This window comes from Serinicoccus hydrothermalis (assembly GCF_001685415.1).
GTDB classification, from domain to species: Bacteria; Actinomycetota; Actinomycetes; order Actinomycetales; family Dermatophilaceae; genus Ornithinicoccus; species Ornithinicoccus hydrothermalis.
In genome coordinates this window covers 1020675-1045571 of record NZ_CP014989.1, presented here as the reverse complement: position 1 = coordinate 1045571, position 24897 = coordinate 1020675, and the positions used below count along the sequence as shown (strand labels likewise).

19 protein-coding genes are annotated in these 24897 nt (G+C 69.9%); 13 read left to right on the top strand and 6 right to left on the bottom strand.

Going from position 1 to position 24897, the window contains the following annotated elements; genetic code table 11:
- The first annotated feature begins 278 nt into the window (after positions 1–278).
- Positions 279–3344, top strand: a complete 3066-nt coding sequence (locus SGUI_RS04835) for a DEAD/DEAH box helicase (RefSeq protein ID WP_066636988.1) — start codon at positions 279–281, stop codon at positions 3342–3344.
- 112 nt (positions 3345–3456) lie between these two features.
- Complete coding sequence (locus tag SGUI_RS04830) at positions 3457–4860, top strand: hypothetical protein (protein ID WP_066636981.1); 1404 nt, start codon at positions 3457–3459, stop codon at positions 4858–4860.
- A 30-nt stretch (positions 4861–4890) separates the two neighbouring features.
- Here the strand turns inward: SGUI_RS04830 and SGUI_RS04825 are convergent, their stop codons facing one another.
- Positions 4891–6048: an ROK family transcriptional regulator gene (locus SGUI_RS04825; RefSeq protein WP_066636980.1), complete on the bottom strand. Its 1158-nt coding sequence runs from the start codon at positions 6046–6048 to the stop codon at positions 4891–4893.
- 95 nt (positions 6049–6143) lie between these two features.
- On the opposite strand from SGUI_RS04825, the gene SGUI_RS04820 reads away from it, so the two are divergent.
- From SGUI_RS04820 to SGUI_RS04780, 9 genes are all read left to right on the top strand, one after another.
- Positions 6144–7685: a sugar ABC transporter ATP-binding protein gene (locus SGUI_RS04820; RefSeq protein WP_066636978.1), complete on the top strand. Its 1542-nt coding sequence runs from the start codon at positions 6144–6146 to the stop codon at positions 7683–7685.
- Positions 7682–8719, top strand: a complete 1038-nt coding sequence (locus tag SGUI_RS04815) for an ABC transporter permease (RefSeq protein WP_066636975.1) — start codon at positions 7682–7684, stop codon at positions 8717–8719. Before SGUI_RS04820 ends, SGUI_RS04815 begins: the two co-directional genes overlap by 4 nt.
- Entirely contained in the window at positions 8716–9807 is a 1092-nt protein-coding gene (locus SGUI_RS04810; RefSeq protein WP_066636972.1) for an ABC transporter permease, read from the top strand. The genes SGUI_RS04815 and SGUI_RS04810 overlap by 4 nt, the downstream gene beginning before the upstream one ends.
- Complete coding sequence (locus SGUI_RS04805) at positions 9804–11063, top strand: substrate-binding domain-containing protein (protein WP_418314010.1); 1260 nt, start codon at positions 9804–9806, stop codon at positions 11061–11063. The genes SGUI_RS04810 and SGUI_RS04805 overlap by 4 nt, the downstream gene beginning before the upstream one ends.
- Positions 11060–11923 (top strand): sugar phosphate isomerase/epimerase family protein, encoded by an 864-nt coding sequence (locus SGUI_RS04800; protein ID WP_066636965.1) that lies wholly within the window; start codon positions 11060–11062, stop codon positions 11921–11923. Before SGUI_RS04805 ends, SGUI_RS04800 begins: the two co-directional genes overlap by 4 nt.
- Positions 11920–13122 (top strand): Gfo/Idh/MocA family protein, encoded by a 1203-nt coding sequence (locus tag SGUI_RS04795; RefSeq protein WP_083190502.1) that lies wholly within the window; start codon positions 11920–11922, stop codon positions 13120–13122. Before SGUI_RS04800 ends, SGUI_RS04795 begins: the two co-directional genes overlap by 4 nt.
- 26 nt (positions 13123–13148) lie before the next feature.
- Positions 13149–14150 carry a sugar phosphate isomerase/epimerase family protein gene (locus SGUI_RS04790; protein ID WP_066642775.1) on the top strand — a complete coding sequence of 334 codons (1002 nt, stop codon included), beginning with the start codon at positions 13149–13151 and terminating at the stop codon, positions 14148–14150.
- Between the two features lie 183 nt (positions 14151–14333).
- Positions 14334–15392 carry an NAD(P)-dependent alcohol dehydrogenase gene (locus SGUI_RS04785; protein ID WP_066636963.1) on the top strand — a complete coding sequence of 353 codons (1059 nt, stop codon included), beginning with the start codon at positions 14334–14336 and terminating at the stop codon, positions 15390–15392.
- Between the two features lie 86 nt (positions 15393–15478).
- On the top strand, positions 15479–16381 hold the full coding sequence (locus tag SGUI_RS04780; protein ID WP_066636961.1) for an SDR family oxidoreductase: 903 nt from the start codon (positions 15479–15481) through the stop codon (positions 16379–16381).
- A 22-nt stretch (positions 16382–16403) separates the two neighbouring features.
- Here SGUI_RS04780 and SGUI_RS04775 read toward each other — a convergent pair whose 3' ends face one another.
- From SGUI_RS04775 to SGUI_RS04765, 3 genes are all read right to left on the bottom strand, one after another.
- On the bottom strand, positions 16404–17819 hold the full coding sequence (locus SGUI_RS04775; RefSeq protein ID WP_066636958.1) for a M1 family metallopeptidase: 1416 nt from the start codon (positions 17817–17819) through the stop codon (positions 16404–16406).
- A gap of 88 nt (positions 17820–17907) precedes the next feature.
- A complete protein-coding gene (locus SGUI_RS04770) occupies positions 17908–19368 on the bottom strand; it encodes a DUF5129 domain-containing protein (protein WP_066636956.1) in 1461 nt (486 codons plus the stop codon).
- 22 nt (positions 19369–19390) lie between these two features.
- Complete coding sequence (locus SGUI_RS04765) at positions 19391–20809, bottom strand: APC family permease (protein ID WP_066636954.1); 1419 nt, start codon at positions 20807–20809, stop codon at positions 19391–19393.
- Between the two features lie 106 nt (positions 20810–20915).
- Here SGUI_RS04765 and SGUI_RS04760 point away from each other — a divergent pair, with 106 nt between their 5' ends.
- Both SGUI_RS04760 and SGUI_RS04755 read left to right on the top strand, forming a co-directional pair.
- Positions 20916–22454 carry a sodium:solute symporter family protein gene (locus SGUI_RS04760; RefSeq protein WP_066636952.1) on the top strand — a complete coding sequence of 513 codons (1539 nt, stop codon included), beginning with the start codon at positions 20916–20918 and terminating at the stop codon, positions 22452–22454.
- Between the two features lie 113 nt (positions 22455–22567).
- Positions 22568–23041, top strand: coding sequence for a cupin domain-containing protein (locus SGUI_RS04755; RefSeq protein WP_066636951.1), 474 nt, complete (start codon positions 22568–22570; stop codon positions 23039–23041).
- A gap of 109 nt (positions 23042–23150) precedes the next feature.
- On the opposite strand, the gene SGUI_RS17615 is transcribed toward SGUI_RS04755, so the two are convergent.
- Together SGUI_RS17615 and SGUI_RS17330 are read right to left on the bottom strand one after the other, a co-directional pair.
- Positions 23151–23906, bottom strand: coding sequence for a hypothetical protein (locus SGUI_RS17615; RefSeq protein WP_066636949.1), 756 nt, complete (start codon positions 23904–23906; stop codon positions 23151–23153).
- A 39-nt stretch (positions 23907–23945) separates the two neighbouring features.
- Positions 23946–24842, bottom strand: a complete 897-nt coding sequence (locus tag SGUI_RS17330) for a hypothetical protein (RefSeq protein ID WP_066636946.1) — start codon at positions 24840–24842, stop codon at positions 23946–23948.
- Positions 24843–24897 lie beyond the last annotated feature (55 nt).

The following is a 24897-nucleotide window of genomic DNA, read 5'->3' as shown; positions in this document are numbered from 1 at the left end:
GGGTGAAGAGAGACAGCAACACGGGGCGGATCCTCAACGTGAGCGATAAGCCTCACAAGGGAGTGCGCGACGAGTAATGGTTGGCGCTGTCTCGCGCTCTCAGGCGAGACAGCGCCGCCAGCGGCACGGGGGGTCGTAGGCGGTTGTTGCATGGGCTCACTCCGAAAATCGCAGGTAGACGACTCGCGCCTCAGGGCGATCTGGGCGCCGTGCATTCTGTCGACACACTCGACGTTTTCATGGGCTCGCCCCGCAGCGCGGTCTGACAAGCTAAAGCCATGCATGAGGGGATCTATGAGCGTCTGGTGACGCGTCTCCTTGCAGGCGAGCTTCATGACGAGGCTTTGGTTGCGGCCCGGATGCAGCCAGTTGAGGACGCGGAGCAGGCGGACGTTCTTGCTCGCCACGTGGCCGACGTCATACGCGATGTGCTGCGTGGTGTACGTGAGGACGCGCGGGTCGATCTGGTCAATCGTGTTGTCGATCAGCTAGCGAGCGAGCGGACGGTGCATCCACCGGTTCGCAACCTCGTGAGCGTGCAGGCTACTAGCGACGGGCCGGAGCTTCCCCGCCCCGCAACACCTCTCAGCAACGCCGCCCTCCTGACCAATGTCAAGGGGGAGCCAAGCCTCGGTGCCGAAATCCGGGCCGAGCTTGCATCTGCCGACCAGGTGGATCTGTTGTGCGCCTTCGTGAAGTGGCACGGACTCCGGGTGATTGAGGACGACCTACGAGCGCTCAGAGATCGCGGCGCTCAGCTGCGAGTCATCACCACGACATACATGGGGGCGACCGAACGTCGTGCCGTGGACCGCCTCGTCCAGGACTTCGGTGCAGAAGTTCGCATCCACTTCGACGAAGCCAAGACACGGCTGCACGCCAAGGCATGGATGTTCCACCGCAAGACCGGCTACGACACGGCATACGTCGGCTCGTCGAACCTCTCGCGTAGTGCTCTCCTGGATGGGCTGGAGTGGAACGTGCGACTGTCCCGGGTCGCGACACCTCACCTCCTCGAGAAGTTCTCGGGCACGTTCGAGACCTACTGGAATGACCCGAGCTTCGTGCCCTACGACCCGAACGACGTCGCAGACCGAGACCGCCTCGATGATGCGCTGGCAGTTGCCGGTGGCAAGGTCCGCCCCGACACAGGGTGGACGCTGTCCGGCCTCGACGTGCGGCCCTACGCCTATCAACAACACATCCTTGATGCGCTCGAGGCCGAGCGACAACTGCACGGGAGACACCGCAACCTCGTTGTTGCGGCGACAGGTACAGGGAAGACGATCATCGCGGCGTTGGACTACCGCCGACTCGCCGACCCATCCATCAAGCGCTACCCCGCGCTTCTCTTCGTGGCTCACCGCAAGGAGATCCTGGAGCAGTCGCGACGCGCCTACCAAGAGGTGCTCGCGGATGCTTCCTTCGGTGAGCTCTATGTCGACGGCGCGCGTCCTGAGCGCTGGCAGCACGTCTTCGCGAGCGTGCAGTCGCTCAACTCCTACGGCGTGGGAAACCTCGATCCGCGCCACTTCGAGGTCGTCGTCATCGATGAGTTCCACCACGCCGCAGCGAAGAGCTACCAGGACATCCTCAGCCAGCTGCAGCCACGTGAGCTCCTGGCGCTGACCGCCACTCCCGAGCGGACCGACGGCTTCGACGTCCGTGCCTACTTCGACGGCCGCACTGCCGCCGAGCTGCGCCTCTGGGAGGCGCTTCAGGCCGGCATCCTCTGCCCGTTCCACTACTTCATGGCGTCGGATGGCACCGACCTCAGTGACGTCAGCTGGGTGAGGGGCCGCTACGACGAAGAACAGCTCGGTCAGCTCTACACCGGTAATGAGGCGCGGGCCCGCATCATCTTGCGAGAGCTGGGCGACAAGGTCCTCGATGTGCACGGTATGCGGGCGCTCGGCTTCTGCGTGGGTGTTCAGCACGCCGCCTACATGGCCAAGGTCTTCACCGAGGCAGGAATCCCAGCTCGGTCAGTGAGTGGCACGACGCCAGGAGCAGAGCGTGAGGCCGCCCTCAGTGACCTGCGAGCTGGCCGACTCAGCATTCTCTTCACCGCCGACCTCTTCAACGAGGGTGTGGACATCCCTGACGTCGACACGCTCCTCTTCCTGCGGCCAACGGACAGCGCCACAGTCTTTCTGCAGCAGTTGGGTCGAGGCCTGCGGCAGCGTCCCGACAAGCCGGTTCTCACCGTGCTCGACTTCGTCGGCAACCAGCGCACAGAGTTCCGGTTCGACGCGAAGCTCGCCGCCCTGACCGGTCGACCTCGTCGCCGACTAACCCGCGACCTGGAGGACGGCTTCCCCTACCTGCCTTCGGGCTGCCAGATCGTGCTGGACCGCCGCGCGCAGGAGACTGTGCTCCGCAGCCTCAAGACACAGCTCAGCGCGAGATGGGCGCATCTGGTTAACCAGCTGCGAGCGAGTGGCAAGGACACGACGCTGGGCGCCTTCGTCGACGAGTCGGGCTACAACCTCTGTGACATCCTGCGCAAGGGCACGAAGTCGTGGACCGAGCTGCGCCGCGATGCGGGTCACCTGGATGATGAGCCGAGCGAGATCGAGCGTGTCTTGGCGAAGCGGGTGCGTGCGCTCGCCCACGTTGACGATCCTGTGCGTCGCGAGGGGTATGCCGCACTGCTGGCTGAGCCTGGACGCGCGGGACTGTCGGTGGCCGAGGAGAAGCTTGCGCAGATGCTCTTCTTCACGCTCTGGCCCGATGGGGGAGGGCACGAGTCTGTCGAGGCTGGGCTGTCAGAGCTGCAGCAGACACCCGACATGGTGGACGAGATGAGGGCCGTCATCGAGCTCGCCTTCGATGAGGCGGAGCGCCCTGTGGGACCTACCCCTTGGCCCCTTGCCGACTTGCCACTTCAGGTGCACGCGCGTTACCAGCGCGAGGAGGTCCTGGCGGCGCTGGGCTACGCGTCGTTCAACCGCAAGCCCAACTCGTTTCGCGAGGGCGTCCTTCATGTGCCGGAGCTCAACGTCGACGCGTTCTTCATCACCCTGCGTAAGACGGAAGAGCGGTTCTCGCCGACGACCATGTATCAGGACTACCCCATCAGCCGAGAGCTCTTTCACTGGGAGAGTCAGTCGACGACGACCGAGCGGTCCAAGACTGGGCAGCGTTACATCAACGGCACGAGCACTGTGTTGCTCTTCGTGCGGGAGGAGCAGAAGGACGAGTTCGGAACGAGCCCCTACCTGTACCTCGGCCCAGCGACCTACATATCCCACCGAGGCGAGCGCCCCATCGCGGTCACGTGGAAACTAGCCCAGCCCATGCCTGCGGACCTATTCGCGTCCGCGACAGTAGCAGCGGGGTAGGAGCGCGCCCGGAAAGGCTGCCATCACCTTGCCTCGTCTCGAGTTCTGCCAGGTGTGTCAGTGCTCGATGATGTCATCGCCTTGTCACTGGACGCCGTGGACAAGGAAGGGCATGTTGATGCTGGTCGAACTCTGGATTCACGCCGGAAAGTTGGCTTCTATTCTCCTGCTAGCTCTCTTCCTCCTGTTGCTTTGGGCGACGTCTCGCGCGTACGTAGCGACGGAGTGGGAGCGCGTACCTGACCTGTTGTGGAAAGCGCTGGAGCAGCGCAAGTGGCGTGAGCGTAGCCTTCCGTTCTGGGCAGACGAGGTTGCAGACCTGTACCCGAAGCCCAACTCCGGAACCAGTCCTCTGAGCGACGGCGAGAGACTGGCGCTCATGGCCTGGGGGCTGGGGGAGGTAACGCAACGCGAGCTAGTGCGGAGCCAGGCGATCACACGGCGTTCAGTTGACCGCCTGGAAGCTTGGGTCTCCATACCCCAGCGTGGCGTGGAAATTCTCCTGCTGGGGTGGTGGCTCAAGGTCCTCGGTGAGCGCTGCGCGCTGGCTCTGACCGGGTGGAGGAGAATTACTGCCCCATTCTGGCGTCGCCTGGCGCTCGAGTTCGCCCGCTTTGGCAAGATAGTTGCGATGCCTGCCGCCTTGATGGCGTTCTTCTCGAACGCAACGGTCGGAACCGCATTTATTCCCGATGCTGGGCTGCCCTGGTGGATAGGCTTTTGGGCGGCGCTAGGCACATTCGCGTCGTTCGTGAGCGCAGTCGTCAAGGAAATCCGAGGGTTGTTGCCATTGGTGGGTTTCAAGTTTCCTTCGCGTGGGATGGTTGTTGTCTATTGCATCTCCCTTGCTTCAATTCTCGTCGCGATCTACTCCATGCATTTCTGGGCGCCTCCCATGCAGTCGGGGGTTCAGAGGATTCTTGGGCAAGTGGCTTGGCCCTCCTGGGGCTCGGCGGCAGTTGGATTTATTGTGTTTGCTGCCTTTCTCTCGGTGGGCTTGTTTGTGCAGATTCGAACGGTTTTCGACGGGCGGCGCTCGCTCAAGGAGCGCAACGACGCTGGGCTCATGGTCGTTGGTGCGGCGTGGTTGCTGCTCGCGATGGTAGTAGTTCTTGCGCCTAGCCCGATCCTGCCTCCTTCGGGTCAAATGCGAACCACGTTGCTCTTGGTGCTGGCGTTGGTGTGTGGCGTTGGGGTGTGCCTACACATGTGTATCGAGAAATGGCTCTTTAGACGTCGTTTGGCGTTGGTTGTGAATCGAGGAATGGTTGTTTCCACGCGCTTTCATTGGGGTGTCGTGGCCGGTTCTCTTGGTGCAATCATCGGCAGTATGTTTTTGCTGGGTTCCGACTTGGTTAATCTGATGCCTCTTCCACATGCGTTGTTGGTATTAATGGCTGCGCCATTGGCATTCGCGGTGTTGGTGTGGCAAGTTTGCGAGAGGAAACTCTGGGCTCGAAAGGTAGACCGGGCATTCTCGGAGGTCAGTGCCACTAGGGAAGCGCTGGACGAATGACCAGAACCGGGCGGTCTCCCCATGCGCGGCCTAGGCAAGGTTGAGGCTGGCCGCCTCGATCGCTTCCGGCGACAGAACATGCTCTGCGGCCATCGTGGCCGCCCCGAGCACGCCAGCCTGAGCCCCAGCTTTCGAGGCCACGATCCGCAGATGCTCGGTGGCCAGCGGCAGCGATCGCTGGTAGACCACTTCCCGGATTCCCGCCAGCAGGTGCTCGCCGGCATCGGCGAGGCGGCCGCCGATCACCACCACCGACGGGTTCATGAGGTTGACCATCGTCGCCAGCACCTCGCCGATGTCGCGGCCCGCGCGGCGCACCTCCTGCACGGCTGAGCCGTTTCCGGCGCGCACCAGCTTCACCACCCCCGCAGTCGAGTCGACCGCCACGCCGCCGCCAGCCAGCGCCCCCGCCAGCGCGGGCCCGGCCGCGATCGCCTCGAGGCACCCCTCGTTGCCACACCGGCACATGACGCTCTTGCCGCTGCTGACCCGCACGTGCCCCAGGTCACCCGCCGTCCCCTGGGCCCCCCGCTGCAGCCGTGACCCCGAGATGATGCCAGCGCCGATGCCGGTCGCCACCTTGACGAAGATCAGGTCGTCCACGTCGGGCAGGAAGGCGCCCCGCTCGCCGAGCGCCATGATGTTGACGTCGTTGTCGACGAGGACGGGCACGGCATACGTGCGCTGCAGGTGGGCAGGCACGTCATACCGGTCCCACCCCGGCATGATCGGCGGGTTGATCGGCCGCCCGGTCGAGTGCTCGACCGGCCCGGGCAGCCCGAGCCCGATCGCCGCCAGGTCAGCGACGGGCCGCCGCGCCTCGACCAGCAGCTCGCCGACCACGGCGGTCACCCAGCCGAGCACGACCTCCGGCCCGTCGGCCACGTCCAGCTCCGCCCGGCGCTCGCCGAGCACCGTCCCGCCGAGGTCCGTCAGGGCCGCCACGGCGTGCGTCGCACCCACGTCGACCCCGGCGACGACGCGCGCCGCGGGGTTGAGCGCGATGAGCGATGGCGGCCGACCGCCGGTCGACCGCGCACCTCCGACCGGTGCCACGAGCCCCATGCGCAGCAGCGTGTCGACGCGCGCCGCGACGGTCGACCGGGCCATCCCGGTCTCCTCCGCGAGCTGCGCCCGGGTCCGGGGTCGGCCGTCCCGCAGGAGCTCGAAGACGTCGCTGGTCCGCACGACTGGAAGTAGACCACGGGCCCTTCTGCATGAGCAAGAGACAACTTTTGCCGAACTCTCGACAAAAGCGTCGAACCCGTGCCATAGTCGCTCCCGTGACGTCCAACGACGCCGTCGCACCGACGGACAGCACACCGCCGCGCCAACCCGTGCTGCGCGCCAGCGGGCTGACCAAGCGCTTCTTCGGCAACGCCGTCCTCGAGGACGTGACCCTCGAGCTGCACCCCGGCCAGGTCCACGGCCTCGTGGGGGAGAACGGCGCCGGCAAGTCCACCCTCATGAAGGTCCTCGCCGGCGTGCACCAGCCCGACGAGGGCACCGTCGAGATCGACGGCCAGGCCCAGCACTTCACCCACCCGGTCCAGGCACAGCAGGCAGGCCTCTCGACGGTCTTCCAGGAGTTCAACCTCCTGCCCGACCGCACCGTGGCGGAGAACATCTACCTCGGTCGTGAGCCGCGCCGAGGCCCGTTGGTCGACACCGCGGCCATGACCCGGCATACCGCCGAGCTGCTCGACGGGCTCGGCGTCACCGGCCTCGACCCCGCCCGCACCGTCCGCTCCCTCTCGGTCGCCGAGCAGCAGATCGTCGAGATCGCCAAGGCGGTGAGCTACGACGCACGCATCATCTCCATGGACGAGCCGACCGCCGCCCTCGCCGACCACGAGGTCGAGCTGCTCTACGCCATCATCCGCCGCCTCCTCGAGCGCGACGTCGCGATCCTCTACGTCTCGCACCGGCTCAAGGAGATCTTCGACCTCTGCGACACCATCACCGTCCTCAAGGACGGCCAGCAGGTCACCACCCAGCCCGCGTCCGAGCTCGACGAGTCCGCCCTCGTCCGCCTCATGGTCGGCCGCGAGATGTCCGGCTACTTCCCCGCGAGATCGGAGGGCGCCGAGGTGGGCGAACCGGTGCTCACCCTCTCCGGCTCCGGCAACGGGTATGTCGACGGCATCGACCTCGAGCTGCGCGCCGGGGAGATCGTCGGTCTCGCCGGGCTCCAGGGCTCGGGCCGTACCGAGCTCGTCGAGTCCGTCTTCGGCGTCACCCCGCTCACCCGCGGCACCATGACGCTCGCCGGCACGACGACGCGCACCACCTCGCCCCGCCAGGCGATCCGCCGCGGCCTCGCGCTCATCACCGAGGACCGCAAGGCAAAGGGTCTGGCCCTCGGCCAGTCGATCCTCGACAACGCCCTCGGCGTCGTCCGCTCGGTCTTCCCCGGCCGCACCCCCCAGGCCCGCGCCGGTATGCCCGGCGTCTTCTCCTCCCTCGAGGTCTCGGCCCGCGCGATGGACCAGGAGGTGCAGTTCCTCTCCGGCGGCAACCAGCAGAAGGTCGTCCTCGCGCGCTGGCTGTCGACCGACCCGCAGGTCATGCTCATGGACGAGCCCACCCGCGGCATCGACGTCGGCGCCAAGCACGGCATCTACGAGCTCATGCGCGGCCTGGCCGCCGACGGCGTCGGCATCCTCATGGTCTCCAGCGAGCTGCCCGAGGTCATCGGCATGTCCGACCGCATCCTCGTCATGCGCGACGGCCGACTGGCGGGCAAGCTGCCCGCCGGCGCCTCCGAGGAGGACGTCCTGGCCCTGGCCACCGGCGCCCACGAGGCCGAGGAGGGCGCCGCATGAGGTTCCTTCCCACCCGCCTCACCAGCACCGGGATCGTCTACCTCGTCCTCGTGCTCGTCGTCGTCCTCGGCGCGGTCATCACCGGCGTCGAGGGCCGCAACTTCTTCTCCGGCGGCAACATCTCGGCCATCCTCACCGGCACCTCGATCCTCGGCTTCATCGCCATCGGCCAGACCCTGGTCATCCTCGGCGGCAGCCTCGACCTCTCGGTGCCCTACGTCACCAGCCTCGCCAGCCTCGTCGGCGGCGTCATCATGGCCGGCCAGACCTCCAACGTCCCGCTCGCCGTCGCCGCCGCCCTCGGCGTCTCCGCGCTCATCGGCCTGGTCAACGGCCTGGTCGTGACCTACCTGCACGTCCATGGCTTCATCGCCACGCTCGGCATGGGCCTCATCCTCGCGGGCTACCTCGGCACCAACTACCGCGGCTCGGCCGGCTCCGCGCCGCGCGACTTCCGCCTCATCGGCGCCCTCAACATCGGCCCGGTCCCGCTCTCCACGCTCATCATGCTCGGCTGCGCCGTCCTCGTGATCCTGCTCCTGCGCCGCACCCGCATCGGCCACCACCTGTATGCCGTCGGCGGGCAGCGCGAGGTCGCGCGCCTCTCCGGCGTCCGCACCCAGCCGCCGCTCATCCTCGCGCACGTGCTCTGCTCGGTGCTCGCCGGCATGGCCGGGCTGCTGCTGCTCGCCCGTCTCTCCGTCGGCAGCCCCACCATCGGCTCCCAGGGCGGCTACGACCTCATGTCCATCGCGGCGGTCGTCCTCGGCGGCACCGTCCTCGCCGGCGGCAAGGGCAACATCCTCGGCACCCTCGGCGGCGTCGCGATCTTCGCCGTCCTCGACAACGTCATGGGCGTCATGGAGCTCAACGCCTTCCTGCGCGACATCGTCCGCGGCCTGGTCATCGTCGTCGCCGTCGCCGTGTATGCCCGCCGCTCCACCGACACCCGGCCACCCCGCTTCGCGCACCCGCCCGACGACGGCGGCGGACGGCATACCCTCGCCCCCACGACCGCGGGAGCGACCCGATGACCGCCGCCACCTCCACCACCCGCGGCACCGCCCGCCCCGAGCTCCCGTGGCACCAGGGCGGCACCGCCGGGCGTGCGCTGCGCTCCCTGCGCACCCCCGGCGGCGCCGTCTTCGTCCTCGTCGCGGTCCTGCTCATCGCGGTCATCGCCGCCAACCCCAGCTTCGGCGAGCCCGGCTCGCTCATCCGCTTCATCGGCCGCACCGCACCGGTCGCGATCGCCGCGATGGGGCAGTACTTCGTCATCGTCTCCGGTGAGTTCGACCTCTCGATGGCCGCCGTCGTCTCCATGCAGGTCGTCATCGCTGGCAACTTCATCGGGCAGGACGAGGCGCGGATCCTGCCCGGCCTGCTGCTCATGCTCGCGCTCGGCGCTCTCGTCGGCGTCGTCAACGGGCTGGCCACGACGATCCTGCGGGTCCCCAGCTTCATCGTCACCCTCGGCACGATGCTCGCCCTGTCCGGGCTGGTCTTCTACCTCACCGGCGGCGCCGCCACCGGCAACCCGGTCGACACCTTCCGGCAGATCGGCCGCGGCGGCATCGAGGGCGTCCCGGTGCTCGAGGTCATCCCCTATCCCGCGATCATCCTGCTCGTCCTGGCGCTCGCCGCGCTGTGGCTCATGCGCCGCCCCTTCGGCCGCACCCTCGTCGCCGTCGGCGACAACCCCGAGGCGGTGCGCCTGTCCGGCTCGGCCACGTGGTGGCTCAAGACCCGCGCCTTCATCCTGTCCTCGCTCGCCGCGACCATCTCGGGGATCATCCTCGTCGGGTATGCCGGCGTCCACCCCTCCGTAGGGCAGGGCTACGAGTTCACCGCCATCACCGCCGTCGTCGTCGGCGGCGTGGTCCTCGGCGGCGGGCGCGGCTGGGTGCTCTCGGCCGCCGCCGGGGCCTTCGCCCTCGAGCTGCTCTTCACCCTCCTCAACTTCGTCGGCGTCGCCTCCACCTGGAGGGACACCGTCCAGGGCGTGATCATCATCGTCGCCGTCGCCGCCGGGGCCCGCGCCTGGGCCGCCGGCCAGCGGCAGCGCACCCGCCCCACCCCGCAGACCCCGAAAGCCGACAACCCCACCCAAGGAGATGCATGATGCGCACCACCCGAGCGGGCGGCACCGTCGCCGCCCTCAGCGCGCTGGCCCTGCTGGCGGCGTGCTCCACCGACTCCTCCCTCGACGACCCGGCCGTGACCGAGTCCGCCGAGGACGACGCCGCCGCCGAGGAGGGCGGCGACGAGGGCGACGCCGGGGGAGAGGAGGAGAGCAGCGACGAGTGGTTCGTCCAGGCCGACTACGACACCCAGGACGAGCAGCGCTCCGCGACCTTCGAGGGCGACCCCGAGCAGCCCTACCTGCAGTACATCGACGGCGAGATGACCGACACCTCCGAGTTCGCCTCCGAGGGAGCCAAGAAGGTCTGCTTCGCCAACGCCTCGATCTCCAACCCCTGGCGCCAGACCGGCTGGATCACCATGAACGAGCAGCTCGGCGTGCTCCAGGAGTCCGGCGTCATCTCCGAGATGGAGACCCGCGACGCCCAGGACGACGACAACACCCAGATCGCGGACATCGACTACTTCATCGCCGAGGGCAACTGCGACGCCTTCGTCATCTCGCCGAACTCGACGGCCGCCATCACCCCGGCGGTCGAGCGGGCCTGCGACACCGGCAAGCCGGTCGTCGTCTTCGACCGCGGCGTCGAGACCGACTGCCCGACCACCTTCATCCACCCCATCGGCGGGTATGCCTGGGGCATCGACACCGCCGAGTTCCTCTCGGAGAACCTCTCCGAGGGCGACAAGGTCGTCGCGCTGCGCATCCTGCCCGGCGTCGACGTGCTGGAGAACCGCTGGGCCGCCGCCGAGCGGATCTTCGAGGAGAACGGCATCGAGGCGGTCGACTTCTTCACCGGCGCCGACCCGGCCGAGATCAAGAGCATCCTCTCCGACGAGCTCGCCACCGGCGAGGTCCAGGGCGTGTGGATGGACGCCGGGGACGGCGCCGTCGCCGCGATCGAGGCCTTCGAGGACGCCGGCCAGGACTACCCGGTCATGACCGGCGAGGACGAGATGAGCTTCCTGCGCAAGTGGGAGGACACCGGCCTCACCGGCCTTGCCCCGGTCTACTCCAACTTCCAGTGGCGCACCCCGCTGCTGGCCACGGAGATGATCTTCGCCGGCGAGGAGGTGCCCACCGAGTGGGTGCTCCCGCAGGTGCCGATCACCGAGGAGGAGCGCGGCGACTTCCTGGCCGCCAACGAGGGCATGCCCGACGGGCACTACGCCAAGTTCGGCGGCGAGGACCTGCCCGGCTACCCGCAGGTCTGGCAGGACCGCGTCATCCCGTGAGGCCGATCGGCGTCAACACCTGGGTCTGGACGTCGCCGCTGCGCGACGCCCAGGCCCGGGAGGTGCTCGACCGCGTCGCGGCCCTCGGCTTCGACGCGGTCGAGCTCCCGCTGGAGCAGCCCGGCGACCTCACCGTCGCCGCCACCCGGGCGGCGCTGGAGGAGACCGGGCTCCGGGCATACGTCGTGGGCGCGATGGCTCCGGGTCGCGACCTGGTCGAGGCCGACGCCTCGACCGTCGCCGCCACCCAGGACTACCTGCGCGCCTGCATCGACCTCGCGCACGGCATCGGGGCGCCCGCGGTCTGCGGCCCGTTCTACGCCGCCACCGGCCGGGTGTGGCGGATGTCGCCGGCCCAGCGGGAGAGCGCCTACGCCCAGTGGCGCGACAACCTCGCGCCCGTGGTCGAGCACGCCGCTGCGGCGGACGTGCGGATCGGCATTGAGCCGCTCAACCGCTACGAGACCTCGCTGGTCAACACGGTCGACCAGGCGCTCGAGGGACTGAGCGGCCTCCTGGGCACGCACCTCGGGCTGGCGCTGGACACCTACCACCTGGGCATCGAGGAGCGGGACTCCGCCGACGCGATCCGCCGGGCGGGCGAGCACCTCGTGCACGTGCAGGTCTGCGGCAACGACCGCGGCGCCCCCGGTGGCGACCAGACCGACTGGGTCGCGCTGCTCCGGGCGCTGGACGAGGTCGGGTATGCCGGCCCGCTCGACATCGAGAGCTTCACCGCCGACAACGACACCATCGCCACCGCCGCCTCCATCTGGCGGCCGCTGGCCCCGACCCAGGACGCCCTGGCCGCCGACGGCCTGGCCTTCTTGCGGTCCCTGACCGGAGGGGACGATCTATGACCGAGCAGTCCTGGGGTAGCCCCCACGCCGCGACCGGACAGGCTTTGCGTCCGGCCACCGGACAGGCCCTCGGGGTGGCCGTCATCGGCTACTCCTTCATGGGCCGCGCGCACTCCAACGCCTGGCGCAACGTCGGGGCGTTCTACCCCGACGTGCCCGCGGTGCGGATGGACACGCTCGTGGGCCGGGACGAGGCGGCCCTCGAGGCGGCCGCCGCCGAGCTCGGCTGGGCCCGGACCGCGACCGACTGGCGCGAGGTGGTGGAGCGCAACGACATCGACGTCGTCGACGTCTGCACCCCCGGCCACCTGCACGCCGAGGTGGCGCTCGCCGCGCTCGCCGCGGGCAAGCACGTGCTCGTGGAGAAGCCGCTGGCCAACACGGTCGCCGACTGCGAACGGCTCGTGGCCGCCGCGTCCGCGCCCGGCGCCGGGCGCTCGATGCTCGGGCACAACTACCGCAGGGTCCCCGCGCTGGCGCTCGCCCGCGACCTCATCGCGCGGGGACGGATCGGCGACGTGCGGCAGGTCCGCCTCGCCTACCTGCAGGACTGGCTCGCCGACGCGGACGCGCCGATGACCTGGCGGCTGCGCAAGGAGACCGCCGGCTCCGGGGTGCTCGGCGACCTCGGCTCGCACGCCGTCGACCAGCTGCACTTCCTGCTTGGCGAGCCGGTGAGCGCGGTGCGCGGCGAGCTGCGCACCTTCGTCACCGAGCGCCCGGGGGAGGACGGTGACGCGAGCGGCGAGCTCGAGCAGGTGACCGTCGACGACGCGGCCTGGGCCACCCTGCACACCCCCTCCGGCGTGGTCGCCAGCCTCGAGGTGAGCCGGATGGCCACCGGCCGCAAGAACTCGCTGATGATCGAGGTCTACGGCACCACCGGCTCGATCCGCTTCGACCTGGAGCGGCTCAACGAGCTCGAGGTCTGCGAGGTCGGCGAGGGCCCGGTGCAGGGACCCACGCGCGTCCTGGTCACCGAGGCGGACCAGCCCTACGCCGGCGCCTGGTGGCCGCCCGGCCACGTCCTCGGCTGGGACTCGACCTTCACCTCCCAGGCCGCCGACCTCCTGCGCGCCATCGGCACCGGCGAGCAGATCCACCCCAGCTTCGCCGACGGGCTCGCCGTGCAGCGGGTCCTCGAGGCGATCGAGACGAGCAGCGCGCGCGGCGGTATACCGCTCGACGTGGCACCGTGACCGACGAGAGCGACAAGGAGCACGACATGGCACGCACGTTCACCCTCTTCACCGGGCAGTGGGCCGACCTCACCCTGGAGGAGGTGGCCGAGCTCGCCGCCGGGTGGGGCTACGACGGGCTCGAGATCGCGGTCTCCGGCGAGCACCTGGACGCCTGGCGCTGGGACGACGAGGAGTATGTCGAGGGTCGGCTGGAGATCCTGCGCCGCCACGGCCTGGAGTGCTGGGCGATCTCCAACCACCTCAAGGGGCAGGCGGTCTGCGACGACCCCATCGACGAGCGGCACCAGGCGATCGTCGGGCAGAAGGTGTGGGGCGACGGGGACCCCGAGGGGGTCCGGCAGCGGGCCGCCGAGGAGCTGAAGCTCACCGCGCGGCTGGCGCAGCGGATGGGCGTGGACACCGTCGTCGGCTTCACCGGCTCCTCGGTCTGGCAGTACGTCGCGATGTTCCCGCCGGTCCCGGCCGAGCGGATCGAGGCCGGCTACCAGGACTTCGCGGACCGGTGGAACCCGATCCTCGACGTCTTCGACGAGTGCGGCGTGCGCTTCGCCCACGAGGTGCACCCCAGCGAGATCGCCTACGACTACTGGACCACCGTGCGCACCCTCGAGGCGATCGGGCACCGCGAGGCCTTCGGGCTCAACTGGGACCCCAGCCACATGATGTGGCAGGACATCGACCCGGTGGGCTTCATCACCGACTTCGCGGACCGGATCTACCACGTGGACTGCAAGGACACCCGGATGCGGATCGGCAACGGGCGCAACGGGCGGCTGGGCAGCCACCTGCCCTGGGGCGACCAGCGGCGCGGCTGGGACTTCGTCTCCACCGGCCGCGGCGACGTCCCCTGGGAGGACTGCTTCCGCGCGCTCGCCGGCGCCGGGTATACCGGTCCCATCTCGGTGGAGTGGGAGGACGCCGGCATGGACCGGCTGCACGGTGCGAAGGAGGCGCTGGACTTCCTCCGGGCCTTGGACTACCCGCCCTCCACGGCGTCCTTCGACGCCGCCTTCAGCCAGGGCTGACCCGCTCCCGCCCGCCCTCCTGCACGAATTCGACTACTGGTTTGTCTGCCATGGCGAGCAGACCAGTAGTCGAATTCCGGCGGTGAGGCGGGAATCTGTGCGCCCGGCGGGCGGTTGGACAGACTGAGAGCCGCGACGTCCGTCGCGGCTTCGCTGTTCACCGAACCCCACCGAGGAGCATCAGTGACGACCACCACTCCAGCACTCGCCGCCGCATCGGCCGACGCCGGCTTCGAGCGTGTCCAGATCGACCGCCGCGACCTGCGCGCTGACGACGTGCGCATCGACATCCGCTGGGCGGGCATCTGCCACAGCGACATCCACATGAAGCGTGGCGAGTGGGGCGAGGCGCTCTACCCGCTCACCCCCGGTCACGAGATCCTCGGCACCGTCCTCGAGGTCGGCTCCGACGTGATCGACCACAAGGTCGGAGACGTCGTCGGCGTCGGCTGCCTCGTCGACTCGTGCGGCGAGTGCGCCGCCTGCAAGGACGGCGAGGAGCAGTACTGCGCCAAGGGCGCCGTCCAGACCTACGGCGCGGAGGACTACCACGGCGAGACCACCAAGGGCGGCTACAGCGGTGAGGTCGTCGTCCGCGACGACTTCGTCGTCAAGGTCCCCGACTCCTACGACGAGTCCGACTACGCCGGGGTGACGCCGCTGCTGTGCGCCGGCATCACGACCTACCACCCGCTCAAGGAGAACGGTGTGGGCCCGGGCTCCCGCGTCGGCGTCATCGGCATGGGCGGCCTCGGCCACGTCGCGGTGAAGATCGCCTCCGCCATGGGCGCCGACGTGACCGTCCTGAGCCGCACGGACAGCAAGAAGCAGGACGGTATGTCGTTCGGCGCCAAGGACTTCCGTCCCACCGAGGACGGCACCGCCTTCGAGGAGCTCGCCGGCAGCTTCGACCTGCTGGTCAACACCGTGGGCTCGGGCATCCCGCTGGACTCCTACATGGGTCTGCTCGACCGCGGCGGGGTCCTGGCCAACGTCGGCGCCCCGGAGGACTCGCTGGAGGTCAGCGCCTTCTCGATGCTCACCAACCGCCGGTCGATCAAGGGCAACATGATCGGCGGCCTCCCGGAGACTCAGGAGATGCTCGACTTCTGCGGCGAGCACGGCATCACCGCGACGGTCGAGGTCATCGACGCCGGCCAGGTCGACGACTACTACGACAAGGTCGTCTCCGGTGACGTGCGCTACCGCGCCGTCATCGACACCGAGACGCTGACCGGCTGACCCGGCCCACGGCATACCCCGGGCGCCCGCACCGAACGGTGCGGGCGCTCGCTGCGTCTGTCGGAGGGGCGGGGCAGAATTCAGGCATGGCCCAGAAGACCGACCACCTCACCTTCGACGACCCGACGACCCGCCACCCGCGCGTCTCCCCACCCGAGCAGGACCAGCCCATGCCCGGGCTCGACGCCGAGCTGGACCCCCCGGCCGACCGGGGCGAGACGTCCTACCGCGGCACCGGCCGGCTGCAGGGGCGCCGCGCGCTCATCACCGGCGGCGACTCCGGCATCGGCGGCGCCGTGGCGATCGCCTACGCCCGCGAGGGAGCCGACGTCGCCATCAACTACCTGCCGGACGAGCAGGAGGACGCCGATCGGATCCGCGAGCTCGTCGAGGCGGAGGGACGCACCTGCGTGCAGCTGCCCGGTGACGTGACCAACAAGGAGACCTGCGAGCGCCTCGTGGAGCAGGCCGTCGAGCGGCTCGGCGGGCTCGACGCCCTCGTCGTCAACGCCGGCAAGCAGGTGACCAGCCCGTCGATCGAGGAGATCAGCGACGAGCAGTTCGACCTCACCGTGAAGACCAACGTCTACGCGATGTTCTGGATCTGCCGGGCCGCGGTCAAGCACCTGGGGGCGGGCTCGACGATCGTCCTGTCCAGCTCGGTCCAGGCCTACAGCCCCAGCGAGCACCTGCTCGACTACGCCATGACCAAGAGCGCGATGAACACCTTCGGCAAGGGGCTGGCCAAGCAGCTCGCCCCGAGGGGTGTGCGGGTCAACGTCGTGGCCCCGGGCCCGGTCTGGACCCCGCTGCAGGTGGTGCAGGGCCAGCCCAAGGAGGCGATCCCCGAGTTCGGCCTCGGACAGCCCCTGGGTCGCGCGGGCCAGCCGGTCGAGCTGGCTCCCGCCTACGTCTTCCTGGCCTCGCCGGAGAGCAGCTACGTCGTGGGTGAGACGCTCAACGTCAACGGCGGTGCCGACAGCCCCTGACCTCCGGCAGCGACCGAGGGGCCTACCAGTCGGTCGGCTTCTCCGGGGTGTGCAGCCACACCTCGAAGAAGGTGTCCAGGTCCTGGCCCGACACCTGCGCGGCCAACGCCTCGTACTCCGCCGTCGAGATGCTGCTCCCGGCGTAGTCGTCGACGACCGTGCGGGTCAGCGCCCAGAAGGCGTCCTCCCCGATCTCGGCGCGCAGCGCGTGGAGCATGGCGGCGGAGCGGCTGTAGATCGCCGGGTGGAAGAGGTTGAGCGGCCCCGGGTCACCGATCTCCAGCGCCCAGAAGCTGTCGTCGGCGGGGATCGCCATGACCGACTCGAAACGCTCCTGCGCCGTGCGTCCGCCCTGCTCCTCGGTCCACAGCCAGCTGCCGTAGGTCGCCCAGCCCTCGTTGTGCCAGATGTCGGCCCACCGGTAGACGGAGACGTCGTCGCCGATCCACTGGTGCACGAGCTCATGGGCGACCGTGCTCTCCCGCGCCGCGCGGGAGAAGAACGAGCGGGTCTGCGTCTCCAGGGCATACCCCACCGAGTCGTCGTCGACGATGGCGCCGTAGGCCACGAAGGGGTAGTCGCCGAAGAGACCCTCGTAGAACGTCATCATCTCGCCGGTGAGGGCCAGGTCCGCCGACGCCGACGGCGGGAGGTCGGCGTCGACGGCGTCGATGATCGGGACGCCGCTGGGCGTCGTGGAGGTGCTCAGCTCGAAGTCGCCCACCGACGCCGTCGCCAGGTATGCCGCCATCGGGTCGGGCGCGTCCCACGTCCAGGTGGTCCGTCCCCGGCGCGTCTCGGACCCCTCCAGGGTCCCGTTCGCCACCGCCACCAGGCCCTCCGGCACGGTGATCTCGAAGCTGTAGCTCGCCTTGTCGGTGGGGTGGTCGCTCACCGGGAACCACGTCGCCGACCCGTCCGGCTGGCTCACGACCATGGCACCGTCGCGGGTGGTGACCCAGCCGTAGAGCGCCCCCTCTAGGTCGGTCGGGCGCCCGGTCGTGCCGCCGTAGGTCACGACGACGTCGACCGTCCTGCCCTTCTTGAGCTTGGGCCGCGGGGAGATGACCAGCTCGTTGTCGCCCTCGGTCTGGAAGCGGGCCCGCTTGCCCGCCACGGTGACCGACGAGGCCTCGAGACCGCGCAGGTCGAGGTTAAAGGAGTCGAGGTCCTTCGTCGCGGTGAGCGTCAGGGTGGCGACACCCTCGAGCTCGCCCTCCAGCGGCCCGTCCGCCGCAGGGTTGGTGTAGGTGAGGTCCAGGTCGTAGTGCTCGACGTCGATCCCACCGTTGCCGGCCAGCGGCAGGTAGGGGTCGCCGGCTCCCGCCGCACCCTCGGTGTACCGAGGCTCACCCGGGCGGCCGGGTGCCGCGTCGGCGGCCAACGGGGTGGCGACCAGCGCCCCCAGGACCATGGCGGACGGGACGATCCGACGCATACCTCTGCGGTGCACGGTGGGGCTCCTTCGCTCGGCGACCCGTTCACCCTCGCCCCCGCAGGCCGCGGCGTCAACCGGGACCGCCCGCTCAGAAGCTGGAGGAGCTGCCGGCGCCGCTGAAGCCGCCCGCGGAGTAGCCCGAGGTCGCGCCGCCGCCCGAGGCGGAGGCGATCTGCTGGGTGCCGTCGGACACGCCGGTGCTCATCGCCGCGACCGGGAAGAAGGTCCACCCGGGATAGGCGGTCCCGATGATCGAGGGGTCGGGGCGGGCGCCGGAGCGCTGCTCGGCGAGCGCCGAGCGCAGCGTCTTGCGCTGCGAGTCGTCCTTGCCGACCACCTGCACGACCTCGTCGGAGAGCCCCTCGAGGTGCCTGGTGAGCTCGTCCCGGACCTCGCGCACGACGTCGAGCGCGTCGTCGGGGGAGACCTCGCCACGCACGAGACCGGTCTGGACCTCGTCCAGCCTGCCGAGCGCCAGCAGGGCGAAGTCCCGCAGCGCCGCGCCCTCGGGCAGCTCGCGGGCCTCCTCCGGCAGCTCCTCGCTCAGCAGCGGCGCGACCCGCGTCAGGTCGCCGCGCAACGGCTCAACCTGCCGCCCCCACGCCTGGCGCCAGTCCGGGTCCTGGTTGAGGAAGATCGCGGTGTCGGCGATGGCGTCGTCGAGGTGGTCCAGCTCGACCGCCTTCTCCTGGTATGCCGTCAGCCGGCTCACCGTCGACTTCTGGTTGTAGGCCGCGGCCGGCACCTGGGCCGCCTCCTCGGCCAGCAGCTCCAGCTCGCGGACCCCGCGCCGGTAGTCGTCGAAGCGGCGCAGCACCTCGAAGCCGTAGCGCGACTCCTCGGGGATCCGCTTGGCGTGCCGCTCGGTCGCGGCGGCGTCCTCGCGCACGTCCGCGAGTCGTCGGTCCGCGTCCTCCTTGAGCCGCCGGCTGGAGGAGGACCGGGACAGGCCCACCCCGAGCCAGGTCCCGCCCGCGGCGAGGATGCCCGCGCTGCCGGCGATGCCGAGCGCGAGGCCCGCGCCGTTGCGCGCGAGCGGGGCGTCGATCCGCTCGGCGCCCTCCTCGATGCCGACGATCACCCCCTCGGTCCAGCGGCCGGCCCGGAAGTCGTCCTTGGTCGCCTCCTGGATGTCCGCCTGCGCGTCCTCGCCCACCGCGCGGTCGTCGCCGAAGTAGGTGCCGACGAGCCGTCCCTCTGGGTCGACCGCCACGATGTAGAGCCCGTCGGCCCAGGTCTGCCCGTCCTCGCTCAGCCACTCGGGCCGCGACTCCCGCGCGTGCGCGAGGACCGCGTCGTTGAGGGCCTGGTCGTTCGTGTCGCCCGGGTCACCCGGGTGGGTGAGCACGGCGACCTGCGTGGGGGCGTAGAACGACAGGTCAGCCACGGCGTCGTCCACCTGCTCGACGTCGAGGACCTGCGCCTCGTCGTCGACGACGACGCCGGTCGCCTCCTGCTCCGGTGCCGTGGCGGCATACGACCCCACGCCGACCCCGATCACCCCCAGCAGGGCGGCACCACCGACGAGCGCACGATAGGCGTTGCGCAATGTTCCCCTCCTCGCGTCGCGGTCAGGAGCCGGGGAGCCGCGAGAGCACCCGCTCCTCGGCGTCCGGTCCACCGGCCACCGACGGTACCCGAAGGAGCAGGACGACCCCCAGCAGCCACCACAGCCCGAAGAGCACCCACGGCTCGATCGGCAGGGAGGAGGGCATACCGGGCAGGTAGAGCGTCGCCAGCCCGGCGGTGAGCACGAGCGCGACGACCCCGATGCCGACCCCGGCGCCCCCCGCGCCACCGATGCGCAGCGGCCGGTCCATGTCCGGCTCGCGGCGGCGCAGCACGAGGAAGGCCACGGTGACCAGGAGGTAGCCGAGCACGATCGAGGGCGAGCCGGAGTCGACCAGCCAGCCGAGCGCGTCCGCCCCCAGCCAGGGCGCCGCCGCCGACAGCACCCCGATGAAGAGCAGCGCCGCGGTGGGGGTACGGAACCGCGGGTGGAGCTTGCCGAAGACCGCCGGCAGCATCCCCGAGCGGCCGAGGGCGTACAGGAGCCGCGAGCCGCCGATGAGGAAGGCGTTCCACGAGGTGAGGATGCCGGCGATGCCCCCGGCGACGAGCACCGTCCCGAACGCGTCCGAGCCCCACAGCGCCGCCATCGCGTCGGCCGTCGCGAGGTCGGAGTCGACGAGCGTCTCGCGGTCCATCGCCAGCCCGGAGGCCCCGACGATGATGATGTAGAACAGCGCGGCCAGCGAGACCGACAGCACGATCATCTTGCCGATCATGGGGAAGGGCAGGTCGATCTCCTCCGCGGACTGCGGGATGACGTCGAAGCCGACGAAGAGGAAGGGCACGACGACCAGCACCGTCGCGAAGCCGCCGAAACCCCCGGTGAACAGCGGCTGCGCGAACTCCAATGAGCCGCCCACCCCGGCGCCGACGACCATGAGCCCGGCGATGATGACGAGGAAGAGCACGATGAAGGTCTGGATCATCGACGCCGGCCGGATGCCGATGATGTTGATCGCGGTGAGCACCACGGCCGCCAGCGTCCCGACCAGGCCCCACCCGAGGTAGACCGGGGAGCCCGCCACCGACCACAGCTGCACCGACTCCAGCGACGGGAAGAGGTATGCCGCGGTGCGCGGCAGCGCGACCGCCTCGAAGGCGGCGATGGTGACGTAGCCGCCGACGAGGGCCCAGGACGCGACGAACGCCCAGCGCGACCCCATCGCCCGCATGACGTAGTTGTGCTCGCCCCCGGCGTGCGGCATCGCGGCGACGAGCTCGGCATACGTCAGCCCGATGAGGGCCATGATGACGCCGCCGACGACGAAGGCCAGGACCGCACCCAGGGTGCCGGCGCCGACGAGCCACTCCCCGGTGAGCACGACCCAGCCGAAGCCGATCATCGCGCCGACCCCGATCGCCAGGGCGTCCCAGCGCCCGAGCTGCCGGACGAATCCTGTGCTGCTGTCCTCGGCCATGGGCCGAACCTACGACATGTCGACCCGGCGGCGCCGGGCATACGCCACGCCACGCCGCCACGGTGCTTGACGTAACGTCCGGCGCCCGGTGCGCAAGGGTGGGCGCATGTTCACCGAAGGCCAGCAGAGCGTCCTCGCCGTCACCACGGTGGTCTACTTCCTCCTCCTGCTGGGGGTGTCGGTGTGGATCGGCACCCGGCAGATCCGGACGTACGACGACTACAACGTCGCCTCCCGCAACGTCTCGCTCTTCCCGCTGATCCTCACCTACGTCGGCACCGCCATCGGCGGCTCGCTGCTGCTCGGGATCATGACGAACGGCTACGTCTCCGGGATGGGGCAGCAGTGGTTCAACATCGCGATCCTCGTGGTGAGCGTGCTCATGGCGGTCTTCGTCATGAAGCGGGTCCGGCAGATGGGGGAGCGGCACCACTACGTCACGATCGGTGACTTCTCGGCGCACCGCTTCGGGACCGCCGCGCGGCTGCCGACCACGTTGTCGGTGCTCACCGCCTACTGCGCCGTGACCGGTATGCAGTTCGTCTCGATCGCGCTCGTGCTCGACCTGGTCGCGGGCATACCCCTCACCCAGGGCATCGTCATCTCCTGGCTCATGCTCACCCTCAAGACGGTCTTCGGCGGGCTCAAGGCGGTCATCTGGCAGGACGCCGTGCACGGGACGCTGCAGACGGTGGCGATCTTCGGGCTGTTCGTGCTCGTGCTGGTCGTCGTCGGCGACGTCTCGACGGTGACCGACAACGCGCGGGCCGCCGGCGAGGGGCAGATGGTGAGCCTGTTCGGCATCGGCGCGGCCGAGGTGGCGGTGTATGCCCTGACGGTCGGGGCATACCAGATCGTGCGGCAGGACCTGTGGCAGCGGGCCTGGGCCGGGCGCGACCTCAAGACCGTCATGACCGGCTACTGGATCTCGGTCGTGCTCATGACCGTCACCATCGTCATGGTCGTGTGGATCGGGGTGTGGGCGCGCTTCGGGCTGCAGATCGAGTCGGCGGACCCGGCGCTCATCTACTACGAGGTGATCGGCGAGCTGCTGCCCTTCCCGCTGGTCGTCGTGCTCATCGTGGCGCTCATGGCGACGGTGATCTCCTGCGCCGACTCGTTCTTCATGTGCGGCGCGTCCTCGATCGTCAACGACATCATCCGGCCGCGGCTGGCGCGGGACGTCTCCCAGCGCTCGCTGCTGTGGTGGAGCAGGGCGGCGGTGATCATCACCTCGATCATCGCCCTGGTGCTGGCGCTCGCCGTGCCGCGGCTCGTCGAGCTCTGGGTGACCGGGACCGCGATGCTCGTCTCCGGGCTGCTCTTCCCGACGCTCATGGCGCTCTACCTGCCGCGCGTCTCCGGTCGCGCCGGCGTGGTCTCGATGTGGGCCGGGCTGGGGGTCGCGGTCGCGTGGGCGGTCCTCGGCGGGTCCACGGGCATACACCCGGTGTTCCTGGGGTTCCCGGTGAGCGTGGTCACCTATCTCGTGCTGCACGCGGTCGACGCCCGAAGCGGCGCGCTCGTGGGGTATGCCGGCCGCCCGCCGGAGCAGGACCCCGCCACCTCCGCTGACCCTGCCGCGGCCGGTGACCCCGACGCGGCCGCTGATCCTGATGGGCGGGTGTCCGCCGACGCCCGCTAGCCGGAATTCGACCTCTCGAATGTTCGCCATGGCGACGCAACGAGTGGTCGAAAACGGGGCAGCGCCCCGTACGGTGTGACCATCGACCGCAACCCCGACCGAAGGAGTGCCCCATGGTGACCGACAACGGCCCTCAGCCCAACGCCCTCGACATCGAGACCGAGACCCGCGCCAACGACACCTACCGCACCGTCGCCTGGACCGGGAAGTACCTCCAGGTCACCCTCATGTCGATCCCGCCGGGGCAGTCCATCGGCCTCGAGGCGCACCCGGAGACCGACCAGTTCCTGCGGCTCGACTCCGGCCAGGGCCGCTGCGTCATGGGCCCGGCCGAGGACGACCTCAGCTTCACCCAGGACGTCAGCGACGGGTGGGCGATCCAGGTGCCGGCGGGCACGTGGCACGACGTCATCAACACCGGCGAGGAGCCGATGCGGCTCTATGCCGTGTATGCCCCCTCGCACCACGCCCAGGGCATCGTCCAGGACACGGCCGACGCGGCCGAGGCGGACGAGGACTCCGGCAAGGACACCCCGCCGGAGTGGACCGTCCAGCCCGGCGAGGGCGAGGACGACCTCAAGGGCTGACCGCGAGGCCACGCACCCTGGTGCAAGAACGGTGCGTCACATCCGTTGCTCCGGCGACGGATGTGACGCACCGCTTCTGCACAGGTATGCCGTCAGTCCCGGCGGACCCTCAGTCGCGTCGGTACGGGTCTCGCGGGTCCTCGTTGGCCGGGGGAGGCGGCGGGGGCGGGTAGCTGCCGGACTGCCCCTGGCCCTGTGACGGCTGGCCGTAGCCCTGCTTCGGCTGCTGCCCGTAATTCTGGGGCTGCTGGCCATAACCCTGCTGGCCGTAGCCCTGCTGGTAGCCGTAGCCATACCCGTCCTGCGGCTGCTGCGGCGGGCGCTTGTCCCGGCTGCGGCCGACGAGCCACATGATGAGCCCGACGACGGTGAGCAGGACCAGGGGGATGAGGGCCAGCACGGCCAGCGCGGCGAGCGCGATGGCGACGAAGGCGCCGGTGTCGATGTTGGGGGTGAGCAGTGTCGAGTCACCGTCGCAGGTGAAGGTGTGGTCCCCGGAGGTGGTGGCGGTATAGCTCCCCACGACCTCGGCCTGCATCTCCGGGTCCTGCGCGCCGAGGTCCTGCCCCGAGGACAGCGGCTGCTCGGAGCCGTCAGGGAGGGTGACGGTGCATGACGCGGAGCCGCCCGAGGTCTCGGTGAGCACCAGCCGGAAGTCCCCTTCCTCCATGGCCACCGTCGCCTGGCCGCCCTCCATCGACAGGCCGTCCTCCTGGCTCATCTCCCCGAAGGTGCGGGCGCCCACGATCGCCCCCCACGCCACGACTGCCCCCGCGATGAGCGACAGCACCAGGCCGATGATGAACATCCACTTGCCGGCCTTGGTCAGGCCGCTGCGCCGTGCCGGCGCACTCGCATACGTCATGGGAGCACCCTAGCCGGGGTGCCGCTGTCGGTGGCCGAGCTACCGGCCAGGCTGGTCCTCGCCGCCGTCCTCGTCCTCGACGAAGACCAGCTGGCCGGAGGCGACCAGCTCGGCGATCTCCTCCTCGGAGAGCGCGGCGAGCTCCTCGTCGGTGAGGTCGACGTAGTCGTCGTCCTGCTCGGGCGAGGCCGCGTCCTCGTCGGCGCCCCCGGCACCCTCGCTGCCCGACGCACCCTCGTCGACGGCACCGTCCTCGCCGGCGTCCCCGCGCGTGTCGGCCTCGTCCTCCCACCACTCGTCGGCGCCCTCCTCCGGCGGGGCGTCGTCGACGACCTCCTCGCCACCGTCCTCGCCCGGCCGGACGAGGAGCAGCAGCACCCCGCCGATGAGGAGCATGGAGAGCCCGACGAAGGTGCCCAGGCTTCCCAGTCCCAGCGCCCCGAGGCGCAGCAGCGCGTTCGCAGGGCCGACCTCGGGAGCCACCACGACGCCCAGCCCCTCGCAGTCGATCCGGTGCTCGCCGGCCTGCTCCGCGGTGAACTCACCGATGACCTGGAAGCGGGCAAGCGCGGTGTCGATGCCGACCTGCCGGCCCTGCTCGGCAAGGGTCGTGAACGGCACCTCTCCGCCGGGCCCGGTGATGGTGCAGGTGATCTGGTCGACCGAGGTGGGCACGATCTCGCCGGGGGCGATGAGGCCACCGGTGACGTAGAGCGTGCGCTCGGTCCCCTCGACCAGCGAGACGGTGGCGGTGCCGTCCACCAGCTCTGCGGAGTTGGACTGCAGGTGGTCGAGCAGCGAGCGTGTCGCCCAGCCACCGACGAGGGTGATGACCAGCGCCACGACGGCCAGCAGCCCGCCGAACCGGACCAGGTGGCGGCCGGACCGGCGCAGCCGCGCCCGGCTGGAGCGGGTCGTCGGGGCGTCGGAGGGCATGGGTGAACTCTAGGCCGCGCCCGGGACCTGATGCCGGGTACGGCACGCCGTCACG